This window comes from Hydrogenophaga sp., from assembly GCF_051860785.1.
In the GTDB taxonomy this organism is placed as follows: domain Bacteria; phylum Pseudomonadota; class Gammaproteobacteria; order Burkholderiales; family Burkholderiaceae_C; genus Hydrogenophaga.
In genome coordinates this window covers 1-13970 of record NZ_JBIMLB010000022.1, presented here as the reverse complement: position 1 = coordinate 13970, position 13970 = coordinate 1, and the positions used below count along the sequence as shown (strand labels likewise).

Here is a 13970-nt window from a genome sequence, read left to right as displayed (position 1 = left end):
GAGGCCACCGTCCATGTGCAGGCGTCAGCCCGAAGGCCGACAAGAACTCATGGCTGCCAAAGCAGCCACCCCGGACGAAGCCAGGGAACTCGAGGGCAGGTATCGACTGCGACGCCAGCGAAGCTGGACTTCAGGACAGCCGGAGCTGCCGATGAAGGCTTTGTGGACGCGATGCCCACGGGAAGCCTCTCCAGTATGCGCGTCCGGCGGCCGTGGGCATGTGCAAGCTCGATTTGCCACCCGAAATCGCCCCGATTCGCCCGCGATGTTCGCCACATGGCGATGCCGCGCCGCTTGCCTCGAGCCTTGCCTTGCTCAAGCGAACCGCGGCGACGGCGTCATCGTGAGACGAAAAAAAGCCCCACCACCTTGCGGTAGTGGGGCCAATGTTCAGGCGGCCTGGCGGGCCGCCTCGCCATCGAGGCCGGCGCTGCCCGCCTCGTCCTTGCCGAGGTCGAGCTGCTTGACCAGTTCGCGCTGGCGCACCAGCAGTGTGGTCAGCCTTGCTTCGTGCTCAAACGGACGGTCCAGTTCGAGCTGCAGGTCTTCCAAGCGCTTGCGGCGCACGCTGAGCTGCTCGCCCGTGCGGGCATGCTGCTCGGCAACCGAGGTCAGCGCCGCCAGCAAGGCCGACACCAGGCCCGGACCCGTCTGGTAGGGTTGGGCGTCGTAGCGGCAGCGACCGGCCAGGTACAGCGCTGGCGTCTCCTCGCCACGCACCGCCGTCAGGCCCAGCTCGAAACCGCCAAAGCGGCCCACGGCCCGGTCGATCAGCGGCGCGCCATGGCGGTTCTCCGCCTTCGCTGCCTTCACCAGTTCGCGCAGGGCCTCGCCCACGGCGTCGGGCCCGGCGACCTGGCGGCCACCCAGCTCCACGGCGAGCTGCGCCATCGTCTGCGGTTGCGCTGCTTCGGCATCCACCGCGTGCAGTGCCACCTTCTGCTCCAGCGACGCGATCAGCATCGGCAGCCGTCCCACCTCGCTCTCGTTGGCCCAGCGCTGGTTGCGCCAGACCGAGAACAGGGTGGAGAGCTTGGCCACCTCCGCGTCCACGCCGGCCTTCTCGATCACCATCGGGTTGCCCGATGCTAGGGCCTTCACTTCGGCGTAGCTCAGCGTGGCCAGTTCCACGTCCTCGATCGCCCGCAGCCCCTTGTCGCCGCGCATGACCTGCGCGATGAACCTCGCCTTGGTCTCCAGCGTCTGCCAGGAATAGGCATCGAAGCTTTGCTCGGTCACGTAGCGGAAGATCTCGACTTCCTCGCATTCGTTGCCTTGCCGCAGGATGCGGCCCTCGCGCTGCTCGACGTCACACGGGCGCCACGGCGCATCGAGGTGATGCAGCGCCACCAGGCGCGTCTGCACGTTCGTGCCGACGCCCATCTTGCCGGTCGATCCCAGCAGCACCCGCACGCGGCCCTCGCGGACCGCCTTGAACAGTTTGGCCTTCTGGACGTCGGTCTCGGCGTCGTGGATGAAGGCGATCTCCCGCTCGGGGATGCCCGCCTCCAACAGCCGCTCCTTCAGGTCCTCGTAGACGCTGAAGGCCTTGCCCCCCTTCGGGCTCGACTGGTCGCAGAACACCAACTGCGTGCCGCGGAAGTCCGCAGTCCGCTGCCAGATCGCCAGCACCTCGCGGGTGCAGGCTGCGACCTTGCCGTCCGGATCGAACCGCGCCGTCGGTGCAACCAGCCGGAAGTCCAGCGCGGCGGCGCGGCCGTCGTTTGTGACCGCGAGCATGTTGTCCTCGGTCGGATCGACATGCCCGTTGCGGATCGCCTCCGCCCGCTTGACCAGCGTCTGCACGTAGGCCTTGAGCGCCGTGCTGGCCGGACAGGCCACCGTGCGCGGCTTGCCGCCACGCAGCTTGGGCACCGGCAGGTCCAGCATCTCGGCGGTGCGGATGTCCGCGATCTCGCCGAAGATGGCCATCAGCTCCGGCACGTTGATGAAGCGCGCGAAGCGCGTGTGCATGCGGTAGCCGCTGCCGTCCGGCGCGATCTCCAGTGCCGTGACCGACTCCCCGAAGGTCGCCGCCCAGGCGTCGAACTGCTGCAGTCCCAGGGCCTCCAGCCTCCTGGGCTGCAGGTAGCGCTGCATCGTGTGGATCTCGGCCATGGTGTTGGCCACCGGTGTCGCGGTCGCGAAGACCACGCCGCGCTGCGCGTTGCCGTGCAGCTTCATCGTGTAGCGCGTCTTCAGGTAGAGGTCGAACGCGCGCTCCGAATTGCTCTGCGGCAGGCCTGCGACCCGCGTCATCTTGGTGAACCGGTAGAGGTTCTTGTGCAGGTGGGCCTCGTCAACGAACAAGCCGTCGATGCCCAGCAACTCCCAGGTCAGCAGGTCATCCTTCTTCTTGTCGGCGAGCAGCCGTTCCAGGCGAACTTTCCAGCTCTTCTTCTGCGCCTCGAGCTGCTTGATGATCCGATTGCTCCGGTCACCGCTCTTCTCGGCGCGCACAGCCATCTCTATCTCATGGATCACCTCCGTGATGTAGTCCTCTGTGAACTGCGGCGACATCCGGATGCGCTCGAAGCTCGAGTGCGTGATGACCACCGCGTCCCAATCGCCCGTGGCGATGCGCGACACCAGCTCGCGCCGGCGATCGCCTTCCAGATCCTCCTTTCCGGCCATGAGCACCGAGGCCTGCGGATACAGGCGCACGAACTCGGCCGTGTATTGGCTGAGCATGTGATTCGGGACCACATGGCAGGGCTTCGCGAGGAAGCCCAGGCGCCGCATCTCCATGCTCGCGATCACGCACACTGCCGTCTTGCCGGCGCCGACCACGTGGAACAGGCCCACGTTGCCGGTCTGCACGACGCGCCACACCGAATCCCGCTGGTGCGGGTGCAGCGTGAAGCACTGCGAGAACCCCGGCAGCTTCAGGTGCGAACCATCGAAGTGCCGCGGCCGCGTCGCGTTGAACAGGTCGTTGTAGACCCGGCACAGCCGCTCGCGGCGTTCGTTGTCCTCGAAGGCCCAGGCCGCGAAACGGTCCTTCAGCGCCCCCAGCTTCTCGCGCGCCGCCAGCGTTTCCGCCGGATTGACGACGTAGCGGTCCTCGGTGGGATGTGCGTCCCGCACCGTGGGCACCTGCACGTTGAGCGCGGCCTGTACCAGCTCGATCGCGTTCATGCGTGGCGTGCCCCATTCCTGGGTCACCTTCACGTTCTGCCGCGCGCTCCACTCGGGGTAGGTCACCGACCAGGCGCCGGCCTCTGCCGAATACGCCACCTGGCAGTCCTTGAGTTCCAGCACTTCGTGCACGAACCCCTCCACGTCGCCGGCGGGGATCCACACCGCGCCCAGGCGCGGCTCGATGGCCGCCGGCTGCAGGTCCTCGGGCTGCACGCGCTCCAGCGCCTCCACGTTGCGGCGGAAGGCTGGGCCCGACAGCGCGGCCTGCTTGAGCTTCTCCTTGACGTTGCCCGACAGGTACTCGTCGGACGCTTTCCAGGCGTTGTCGGCCGGGTCCAGAAAGATCTGCCCGGCCTCGGTCAGCGCGGCCAGCACCTCCTCCTCGGGCGCCGACAGCAGCCGCGCCATGTAGGCCGGATCGACGCGGCCCCGCCATTGCACCGACGTGGCCAGCGCCTCGGCCGGTTCTGTGACCGCCGTCGGCGCCGTGACCCGGCGCAGCGTGCGCTGCGTGAACAGCGCTGCCTTGCGGGCGCTGTCCGACTCTTCGTCGTAGTGCTCCAGCGACAGCAGCAGCGGGTAGTCCGGGTCGCGCCGAAACGCCAGCGCGTTGGCCCGGGTACTCAGGCATCCGTAGCGCGCCACGTAGCGGTCGTAGGTCCCGTTGAGCATGGTCCGTAGACGGTCCAGCCCTTCGTCACCGTCCTGTGCCAGCTGCGCGTCGAGCAGCGTTCGGGCATGGTCCCGGATCGCGCACAGGCCCGCGACGCGGGCACGCTGCGTGGCGTTCAGGCTGTCGTGCAGGTCGACCAGCTCGGCGCCTTCGACCCGGTGCACGCGCCCGTGGTGGACACGGTAGCTGCCGGGCCGCGCGCCGGGCTCGGCCGGCACGGTGGCACGCACGGCCGCTAGCGCCACGGGCTTGGCCGCTTGGTACACGCCGCTGGGCAGCAGCGCGATACGCTCGGCCAGCGCTGGCTCGAGGTCACCCTCGAACACGACCGTCGGCACTTCCTCGTAGCCGTTGCTCTCCTGCGTGACCCGGCCGATGCAGAAGCCCGGGTTGCGCGCGTACCAGGCGTTGATCTGCAGGTACTTCTGCGCGCAGCGCGGATGCCGCAGTTCGTCGGGCACCATCACGCGCTCCAGCCAGGCACCGCTCACGGCTTCGCCGGGGTGGCGCTTGCGCAGGAACAGGATGTCCGTCTGCACATCCGTCGACGCGATGCCGGCGAAGGCACCCATCGGCAGGCGGATCGCGCCCAGCAGTTCGGCTTGCGACGCGATGTGCTCGCGCACGGCATCCGCGCGCGCCTCCATCGTGCCGGTGCTCGTGATGAAACACACCAGGCCGCCGGGGCGGACCAGGTCCAGCGCGCGGCCGAAGAAGTAGTTGTGGATCCGAAAGCGCGCGTACGCCTTGGTGCTGGTGTCGGCGACCGGGTAGTTGCCGAAGGGTACGTTGCCGATCACCAGGTCGAACCAGTTTTCGGGCAGCGCGAGCTTCTCGAAGGGCACGACGCGCACGTCGGCACCGTGCGGTGCGTACAGCGTCTGCAGCAGACGCCCCGACAGCCGGTCGATCTCCACCGCGGTGAGCGCGCTGCGTTCGGCGAGTGCCCTAGGCATGGCACCGAGGAAATGGCCGACGCCCGCTGCGGGTTCCAGCACACGGCCGCCGGTGAAGCCGAAGCGCGCCACGGCCTGCCATATCGCCTCGATCACGTGGACCTCGGTGTAGTGGCTGTTGTTGACCGAGGCGCGGGCCGAGTCGTAGTCCTCGGCCGGCAGCAGGGCCTGCAGCTCCTCGGCGCGACGGCGCCACGCCGCATCGTCGCCTTCGAGGTTGAAGGCGGCGGGCAGGCCGCCCCAGCCGGTGAAGCGCAGCAGTTGACCGCGCTCTTCGGCGTCCGGGGCACGTTGACCGGCTTCGAGCACCTGCAGGACGCGGATGGCCGCGACGTTGGCGTCGAACTTCGTGACGGCGCCGCTCAGGCCGGCCAACTGCTCACGGTGCAGTGCTGGCCACAGGACTCGGGCTTCATCGCGCTTGGCGCCGGCGATAACACGCCAGCTGGAGCGCGACGGGGAGGAGGGCGCTGGACTTTCGTCGGTTGCCTCTGTGCTGGGAATGATGATCCCGATCGGCACGTCCGCAGCCTGCATGGTGGCGGCGGGGGCCGCTTCAGGCGCGGGGGAATCAGCAAACAGATCCGTCTCGGGGGACGGATCGAGAAGCTCTGGCTCGTCCGGGTCGAAGCCCGGCAGCCACAGGGAAGGCGCGGTGGTGCGTGCCATCGGTGGTTCTCCGAAGGAAAACGGGGAACGCACCGACCCATGGGGGAGGCGAGCTCCCCGTATGGGATGAACGAAAGCACACGGCCCTGTGCCCGCAGATGCGGGCACAGGGCTCAGGGTGTGCGGTGGACGGGCAGCTCAGGGCTGCCGTGGCGGTGGGGCGGGTAACGACCGCGACGCCCGAGCGGACTCGGGTACGCCACAAGGGCGTGCGTTGGCCGGAGCCAGAATGCAGGGACCACTATCGGGTGTCAGGCCCCGGTTGAGCTGCGCGAGGATGTAACGCCTCGGAAAGCGGGCGCTGACGCAGCCGCTTGCCGGTGGCGAATGCGCGCGATCGGACTTCGGGGTGGTCAGGTCCGCTGGGGCAACGGCCCACAGTTGCCGCCTGGGGCGAGGGCGCCCATGGTGGTCCATCGCGCCGGCGCGCGGGCGCGTCTCACCCTGCGCGGACTATCCGCGCAGGGTGAGCGAGGCCTATGAACAGGACTCCGACGCGCTGCCGGAATCGACCCCGGCAACGCTCCGGGTTACCCGCGCTGCGTTCGTGCGTCTGTGCACGCCTGGGACAGGGGGCCGCGCAGCCCCCGTCGTGGCCTAGACCGAAGGATGATGCGCTGCGCGAGCGTCCGCGTCGACCACGGCCAGTGCCGTCATGTTGACGATGCGCCGCACCGTCGTGCTCGGCGTCAGGACATGCACCGCCTTGTCCGCACCCAGCAGGATGGGTCCAATCGCGATGTTCTGGCCGGCGGCCGCCTTCAGCAGGTTGTAGGCGATGTTGGCGGCATCTAGGGTGGGCATGACCAGCAGGTTGGCGTCGCCCTCCAGCACTGTGTTGGGCATGACCGCCTTGCGCGCCTTGGCGTCGAGCGCGACGTCGCCGTGCATCTCCCCATCGACCTCCAGCCAGGGCGCCTGTTCGCGGAGCAGCGCGAGGGTGTCGCGCATCTTCTGCGCACTTGGCTCGCTGCTGCTGCCGAAGTTCGAGTGCGACAGCAGCGCGGCCTTGGGCACGATGCCGAAGCGCTGCACCTCGTGCGCTGCGGCAATCGTGATCTCGGCGAGCTGTGCGGCCGACGGGTCGACATTGACGTGGGTGTCCACGAGGAAGATCTGCCGCCCCGGCAGGATCAGCCCGTTCATGGCCGCGTAGGTCTGCGCGCCCGCCTTCTTGCCGATGACCTGGTCGATGTAGTTCAGGTGCAGGCCGTAGCCTCCCCATGTCCCGACGATCAGTCCGTCGACCTGGTCCTTGTGCAGCAGCATCGCGCCGATCAGCGAGAGGCGCCGACGCATTTCGATCTTGGCGATTTGGACCGTGACACCCTTGCGCTCCGTCAGCTGGTGGTAGGTCCGCCAGAAGTCTTTATAGCGATCGTCATGCTCGGTGTTGACCACGTCGTAGTCGGTTCCCTGCTGCAGGCGCAGGCCGAATTTCTGGATGCGCTGCTCGATGATGGCGGGCCGTCCGATCAAGGTCGGGCGTGCGATCCCTTCGTCGACGACGATCTGCGCGGCACGCAACACACGCTCTTCCTCGCCCTCGCTGTAGGCGACGCGCTTGCTCTGCGCGGCCTTGGCCGCTCGGATGATCGGCGTCATGATCGTCCCGGACGTGTAGACGAAGTTCTGCAGTCGCTGGACGTAGGAGCCCATGTCGCGGATCGGGCGCGAGGCGACGCCGCTGGCCTCGGCGGCCTTGGCCACCGCTGGGGCGACCTTGATCATCAGCCGGGGATCGAAGGGCTTTGGAATCAGGTACTCGGGACCGAACTGCAGCTTCTCGCCCACATAGGCACGGGCGACTTCCTCGCTTTGTTCGGCCTGCGCGAGTTCGGCGATCGCGTGGACCGCCGCGACCTCCATCTCGTCGTTGATCGTGGTGGCGCCGCAGTCCAGGGCACCCCGGAAGAGGTAGGGGAAGCACAGGACGTTGTTGACCTGGTTCGGATAGTCGCTTCGGCCGGTGGCGATCACGGCGTCGCTGCGCACCGCCTTGACCTCGTCTGGCGTGATCTCCGGAGTCGGGTTGGCCAGCGCCAAAATCAAGGGCTTGTCGGCCATGCGGGCCACCATGTCGGGCTTGAGCACGCCGCCGGCCGAGAGGCCCATGAAGACGTCGGCGCCGTCGATGACCTCGGCCAGCGTGCGCTTGTCCGTCGGCTGCGCGTAGGTCGCCTTGATCTCGTCCATCAGTTCGGTACGGCCTTCGTAAACCAGCCCCTTGATGTCGGTGACCCAGACGTTCTCGCGCTTGAGTCCGAGCTTGAGCAACAGCCCCAGGCAGGCCAGCGCCGCGGCTCCGGCGCCCGAGGTGACGAGCTTGACGTCCTCGATGCGCTTGCCGACCACTTTGAGCCCGCCGATCACCGCCGCCCCGACAACGATGGCAGTGCCGTGCTGGTCATCGTGGAACACGGGGATCTTCATGCGCTTGCGCAGCTCGCGCTCGACGTAGAAGCACTCGGGGGCCTTGATGTCCTCGAGGTTGATGCCGCCGAAGGTCGGCTCCAGCGCGGCGATCACCTTGACCAGCTGCTCGGGATCCTTTTCATCGATCTCGATGTCGAACACGTCGATGCCGGAAAACTTCTTGAACAGGACGCCTTTGCCCTCCATCACGGGCTTGGATGCCAGCGCACCGATGTCCCCCAGGCCCAATACAGCGGTGCCATTGCTGATCACACCGACGAGGTTGGCTCGGCTGGTGTAGCGCGCCGCCGCATTCGGGTCTCTCTGGATTTCTTCACAGGGCGCAGCCACGCCGGGCGAGTACGCCAGCGCCAGGTCGTGTTGATTGACCAGTTGCTTGGTGGGCGTCACCGAGATCTTCCCCGGGGTCGGGAACTCGTGATACTCCAGCGCGGCGGCGCGCAGCTGGGCGCGTTTGTCGTTGGGATCTTGGGCCTGATCGTGTGGCATCGGATGGTCTCCGGTTGTTGTTGAAGTGGAAGAGAGGGAATCAGCTTCGGACGCTTGCTCAGGGGGCGCCGCCTCCTGTGCGGGCCGCGCGCAGGCGCAAGGCATTGGCGATGACGCTGACGGATGACAGGGCCATGGCGGCGGCGGCCACCACGGGCGAGAGCAGCCAGCCGTAGAGGGGGTAGAGCACGCCGGCCGCCAGCGGGACGCCGGCGACGTTGTAGGCGAAGCTCAGGAACAGGTTCTGCCGGATGTTGCGCATGGTGGCGCGGGACAGTTCCCGGGCGCGGACGATGCCGAGCAGGTCGCCCTTGAGCAGCGTCACGCCAGCGCTTTCCATCGCGACGTCGGCACCCGTGCCCATGGCGATGCCGACATCGGCGGCGGCGAGCGCCGGCGCGTCGTTCACGCCGTCACCGGCCATGGCGACCACGCGGCCTTGCGCGCTCAGATCGCGCACCACCTTGGCCTTGTCCTCGGGCAGGACCTCGGCCACGACGTCATCGATCCCGAGTTGGCGGGCGACGACCTCGGCCGTGCCCTTGCCGTCGCCCGTGAGCATGACGATGCGGATGCCGAGCGCCTTGAGCGCAGCGAGTGCTTCCGGCGTCGTGCTCTTGACCGGATCGGCGATCGCCACGAAACCGGCGAGCTGGCCCGCGATGCCGACGAAGATGACCGTCGCAGCGCGCTGGCGTTGTGCCTGCGCCGCGCCCTCCACGGCCTGGGTCGGGATGCCGTTCTCGTCCATGAAGCGGGCGTTGCCGGAGACGATGCGCTGCTGGTCGACCGTGCCGACGACGCCACGGCCGACCGGTGAGTCGAAATCCTGGACGTTGGACAGCGCGAGGGCGCGATGCTGTGCTTCGGCCAGCACGGCGACGGCGAGCGGGTGTTCGCTGGCGCGCTCGACGCTGGCGAGCTTCTGGACGATCTGGTCCGCGGTGAAGCCGCTGGCCGCCTCGACATGCACCACGCGGGGGCGGCCTTCGGTGAGCGTGCCCGTCTTGTCGACGATGAGCGTGTCGACTTTCTCCACGCGCTCAAGTGCCTGGGCATCGCGAATCAGCACGCCTTGCTGTGCGCCACGACCCACGCCGACCATGATGGACATGGGCGTGGCCAGGCCCAGTGCGCAAGGGCAGGCGATGATCAGCACGGCGACCGAGGTCACCAGCGCGTAGCTGAAGCTGGGCTCAGGCCCCCACACAAGCCAGACCACGAACGTCAGAGCGGCGACGAGCACGACGGCAGGCACAAACCACGCGGAGACCTGGTCGGCCATGCGCTGGATTGGTGCCCGGCTGCGCTGCGCGGCTGCGACCATGTGGACGATCTGCGAGAGCAAGGTCTCGGCACCGACCTTCTGCGCCCGCATGACGAAGCTACCGGACTGGTTGAGCGTGCCTGCGGAAACCTTCGAGCCCGGCGTCTTGGTGACCGGCATCGATTCGCCTGTCACCATGGATTCGTCGACGTTGCAGCGGCCCTCCACCAGCTCGCCGTCCACGGGGATCTTCTCCCCTGGGCGCACGCGAAGCAGATCGCCGACCTGGATGTCATCGACCGATGCCGTTTCGTCGGATCCGTCAGCCCGAACCCGAACTGCTGTCTTGGGCGCCAGGCCCAGCAATGCCTTGATGGCACCCGACGTCTTTTCCCGCGCGCGCAGCTCCAGCACCTGGCCCAGCAGCACCAGCACCGTGATGACGGCGGAAGCTTCAAAGTACACCGGAACCGATCCGTCGTGGCCGCGCAGTGCCTCGGGAAACCAGCTGGGACGAAGCGTCGCGACCATGCTGTAGAGCCACGCGGCGCCGGTGCCCAGGGCGACCAGCGTGAACATGTTGGGGCTGCGGTTCTTCAGCGACACCCAGGCCCGCTCGAAGAACGGCAGGCCGGCCCACAGCACCACGGGTGTGGCGAGAGCCATCTGTAGCCAGTTCGACAGCTGCGGCGCGAGGAAGCTGTGGATGTTGAAGAGATGCCCTCCCATCTCCATGACGAAGACAGGCAGGGTCAGCACGGCTGCAATCCACAGTCGACGCTCGAAGTCCTGCAGCTCGGGACTGCGCGCCTGACCGTCCTGTGCGATGACGGGTTCGAGCGCCATGCCGCAGATCGGGCAGTTGCCGGGGCCCATCTGCCGGACCTGGGGATGCATCGGGCAGGTGTACTCGACCTTGTCCTGCCCCTGGGGCACTACAACGGCTGCTGACGTGTGGCCATGGTGTGCATGATGTGCATGGTGCTCATCATGTCCGTGCCCGTGCGCCTGGTGCTCCCGGCCCTCGGGGTGCATGTGGTGCTGATGGCCTTGATGCCCCTGATGGGGCTCGTGATCCGCCTGGCCGCTCGCGGACTGGCCAGCGTCGTGACACGCGTGATGGGTCGGGTGGTGCCCGGACTCGGTCGGCGCCACTCGATGGGGCGGATCTGTGCCTTCCTGGGGCTGTGGGTTATGCGGTTGCATGGCGACTGCCTCCTCCTGGTGTTCTGGTTCGGTATGGGCCTACGGGGCTGCAAGGCAGGCCTCGACGCGGAGGCGGTGCCATGCAACTCCATCGGAGCTTTCGCTCAAATCTGCCGCCGGCGGCCTGCCAGCGCACCGATCGCTGCCGCGGCGAGCGCAAGCGCTACCGTGACGCCAAGGGGCACGGCCCAGCCATGCAACTGGTCGTGGATCGCACCCATGGCAAGCGGGCCGATTGCAGCCAGCAAGTAGCCGATGCACTGTGACATACCGGACAACGCAGCAGCCTGGTGGGCATTGCGGGTGCGCAGGCTGATGAAAGCGAGCCCCAGGATGATCGCAGCACCCGACCCGATCCCGAATGCCACGGTCCACAACGGAGCCCATTCCGGAGCCACGAGCAAGCCGGCCAGCGCCGCAGCCGAGATCGACGAGACGGTGATGGCGGCCGCACGTTGATCCTTCATGCGGGCCAGGATCGGGCCAAGCAAGAGGCCAGGAATGGCCGTCGCCAACTGGAGCAGACCGTGCAGGCTGCCTGCATGGGCCGCCGAGAGGCCGGCATCCTGAAGGATGGTGGGCAGCCAGGCGATGGCCACGTAGTAGATGGCGGAGTTCAGGCCGAGGAACAGCGTGACCTGCCAGGCGAGCGCGGAGCTCCAGACTTTTCCGCCATGGGGCGGGGCGGCGGTGTCACGGGCCGGCTTGGTGTGCGCACCGACCTGCATCACCCAGACGGCGAGGGCGGCAAGGGGCAGCGCCACGATGGTTCCGAGCGAGTGCCTCCAGCCCCAGAAGTGCTCGAGCGGGATGGCGACCGCAGAGGCGAGCGCCGCGGCCATGCCCATCGCCAGCGCATACAGCCCGGTGATGGAGGTCACCTTCTCCGGAAAATCGCGCTTGATCAGGCTGGGCAGCAGCACGTTGCCGATGGCAATGCCCATCCCGATGATCCAGGTGCCGGTGTAGAGGCACCAGGCCGCATCGCGTGAGCGCAGCACGATCCCGGCGGTGACCAGCATCAGCGCGAAGAAGAGGGACCGCTCCAGGCCGTACTCGCGAGCGAGCAGGGCTCCGAAGGGCGACACCACCGCGAAGGCAAGCAGGGGCAGGGCGGTCAGCGCGCCCGCTGCGGTGGTGCCCAGGTCGAAGTACGGGCGGATCATGCCGAGCAGGGGCGCCACGCCGGTGATGGGCGCGCGCAGCGTCGTGGCGATCAGCAGGATGCCGATGATGAGCAAGGCCCGGCTGGGGGCTCGATGTGACAGCGCTAAAGCATTCATAGGGACTTTCACTAGGGTTTACCCGTAAGGTACTCTTCGTGTTTAATGTTGCCTATAGATAAATTGACAATGAATCACTAAAAAGTGACAACCAGCAAATCCCTGACGACCTCGCTGGCGGCGTTCGACCCGGATCGCAGCGCGCTGCCCGCGCTGGCGCTGCGCGTCGAGGTCGCCGAGAACGACTCGGAGCAACCCGTCCACACCCACCGAAAAGGACAGCTCGTGTTGGCCCTTCGTGGCGGGGTGACCTGCGAGGTGCCGAACGCGATGTGGATGGTTCCGCCGCAGTGCGCGGTGTGGATCCCCGGTGGCACGCCGCACAGCAACCACGTCACGGCCAACGCAAGGATCTGCTTCCTTTTCGTGGAACCGGGCGCGACCGCGTTGCCCGCCGAGACCTGTACGCTGTCCATCAGCCCGCTCGTGCGGGAGCTGATCGAGCATCTGGCGGACCATGACGATCAGCAGTACGCCCTGGACAGCCCGATGGCTCGCCTGGTGGGCGTGCTGCTCGAAGTGCTCGCGACCATGCCGGTGGAGCGGCTGCACCTGCCGATCTCGGACCACCCGAAGATGCGACGCATGGTGGACGCTTGGGTCCTCGATCCTTCGGACCGAACCACGATTGACGAGTGGGCCAGCCGTCTCGCCATGAGCAGCCGTTCGCTGGCGCGTCTGGTGCAGAAGGAGACGGGGCTGACGTTCGGCCGCTGGCGTCAGCAACTCCACCTGATCGTGGCGCTGCGCCAGCTCGCCGAGGGGCGCTCCGTCCAAGAGGTGGCCGGCAATCTCGGCTACGACTCGGTGACCGCCTTCATCACGATGTTCCGAAAGGCGCTGGGTCAGCCGCCAGCGCGCTACTTCAGCAACCTGCGATAGGCTGTGCCGCGAAGTCGAACGCACATGCAGACGAGAGGCCCTGTTCCTTGCCAGTCTCGGCGCACGGAAGAGCGGCGCAGGCCCTCTGCGATTGGCGGCGTTGCCCCCCATCAACCAACGAACCTTCAGGGAATCATGACAACACCATCGAAGACCATACACAGCTACGAGCCGCGCAAAGGCCACGGCCTGGCCCACGATCCGATCGCCTCCATCGTCGGGCCCAGGCCCATCGGATGGATCTCGTCGCGAAGCGAGGACGGGCAACTGAACCTCGCGCCCTACAGCTTCTTCAACCTGTTCAACTACAAACCTCCCATCGTGGCGTTCTCCAGCGTGGGGTTCAAGGACACGATCCGCAATGTCCAGGCGACGCGCGAATTCGTCGTCAATCTCGCCACGCGGGCGCTGGCCGAGCAGGTCAATCTCAGCAGCGCAGCCGTGTCCAGCGATGTGAACGAGTTCGATCTGACGGGCCTGAGCCCGGTGAAATCGCAGATCGTGGCCGCGCCCCGCGTCGGCGAGAGCCCCGTGAACCTCGAGTGCAAAGTGCTCCAGATTCAGCAGCTGGCAGGGCTGGACGGCAAGCCGGTGGAGACCTGGATGGTGACGGGCGAAGTCGTCGCCGTGCACATCGACACCGAGCTGCTGCCCGAGGGCAGCTACGACACGACAAAGGCCGCCCCCATCTTGCGTGGAGGCGGCCCGGCGGACTACTTCGAGATCACTCAGCAAGCGCTGTTCAAGATGTACCGGCCAAAATAGGCCGGCCGCGATGGCCGGTGGGTTGCACGGTCATCGCTCTCAGCTCCAGAACTTCGCGAGCAGCGGAACGATCAGCGCGGTCAACAGGCCATTGAGCCCAATCCCCAGTGCGGCGAAGGCGGCGCCCTGTTGATTCATCAGCACAACTGAGCCAGTGATCACGTCGAATATTGAGCCACTGGGTTGATGGGTTTTCTGGCTAC

At 67.2% G+C, this 13970-nt stretch carries 6 protein-coding genes; 2 read left to right on the top strand and 4 right to left on the bottom strand.

The genetic code is table 11. The features are described 5' to 3' along the window. Positions 1 to 390: 390 nt before the first annotated feature. From ACTIF6_RS22085 to ACTIF6_RS22070, 4 genes are all read right to left on the bottom strand, one after another. A complete protein-coding gene (locus tag ACTIF6_RS22085) occupies positions 391 to 5439 on the bottom strand; it encodes an Eco57I restriction-modification methylase domain-containing protein (protein WP_439589971.1) in 5049 nt (1682 codons plus the stop codon). 597 nt (positions 5440 to 6036) lie between these two features. Beyond that, on the bottom strand, positions 6037 to 8364 hold the full coding sequence (locus ACTIF6_RS22080) for an NADP-dependent malic enzyme (RefSeq protein ID WP_244386866.1): 2328 nt from the start codon (positions 8362 to 8364) through the stop codon (positions 6037 to 6039). Positions 8365 to 8422: 58 nt separating this feature from the next. Beyond that, positions 8423 to 10666 (bottom strand): copper-transporting P-type ATPase, encoded by a 2244-nt coding sequence (locus ACTIF6_RS22075; protein ID WP_244386864.1) that lies wholly within the window; start codon positions 10664 to 10666, stop codon positions 8423 to 8425. Positions 10667 to 10941: 275 nt separating this feature from the next. Continuing rightward, entirely contained in the window at positions 10942 to 12120 is a 1179-nt protein-coding gene (locus tag ACTIF6_RS22070) for an MFS transporter (RefSeq protein ID WP_439589970.1), read from the bottom strand. An 84-nt stretch (positions 12121 to 12204) separates the two neighbouring features. Between ACTIF6_RS22070 and ACTIF6_RS22065 the strand changes: the two genes are divergently transcribed. Beyond that, positions 12205 to 13002 carry an AraC family transcriptional regulator gene (locus tag ACTIF6_RS22065; protein WP_341827218.1) on the top strand — a complete coding sequence of 266 codons (798 nt, stop codon included), beginning with the start codon at positions 12205 to 12207 and terminating at the stop codon, positions 13000 to 13002. Positions 13003 to 13137: 135 nt separating this feature from the next. Next, positions 13138 to 13767 carry a flavin reductase family protein gene (locus ACTIF6_RS22060; protein ID WP_244386860.1) on the top strand — a complete coding sequence of 210 codons (630 nt, stop codon included), beginning with the start codon at positions 13138 to 13140 and terminating at the stop codon, positions 13765 to 13767. Positions 13768 to 13970 lie beyond the last annotated feature (203 nt).

Bases quoted from the DNA above. Each gene is read 5' to 3' on its own strand.
- ACTIF6_RS22085 (WP_439589971.1), bottom strand. From the start codon at position 5,439: ATGGCACGCACCACCGCGCCTTCCCTGTGGCTGCCGGGCTTCGACCCG.
- ACTIF6_RS22080 (WP_244386866.1), bottom strand. From the start codon at position 8,364: ATGCCACACGATCAGGCCCAAGATCCCAACGACAAACGCGCCCAGCTG.
- ACTIF6_RS22075 (WP_244386864.1), bottom strand. From the start codon at position 10,666: ATGCACCCCGAGGGCCGGGAGCACCAGGCGCACGGGCACGGACATGAT.
- ACTIF6_RS22070 (WP_439589970.1), bottom strand. From the start codon at position 12,120: ATGAATGCTTTAGCGCTGTCACATCGAGCCCCCAGCCGGGCCTTGCTC.
- ACTIF6_RS22060 (WP_244386860.1), top strand. From the start codon at position 13,138: ATGACAACACCATCGAAGACCATACACAGCTACGAGCCGCGCAAAGGC.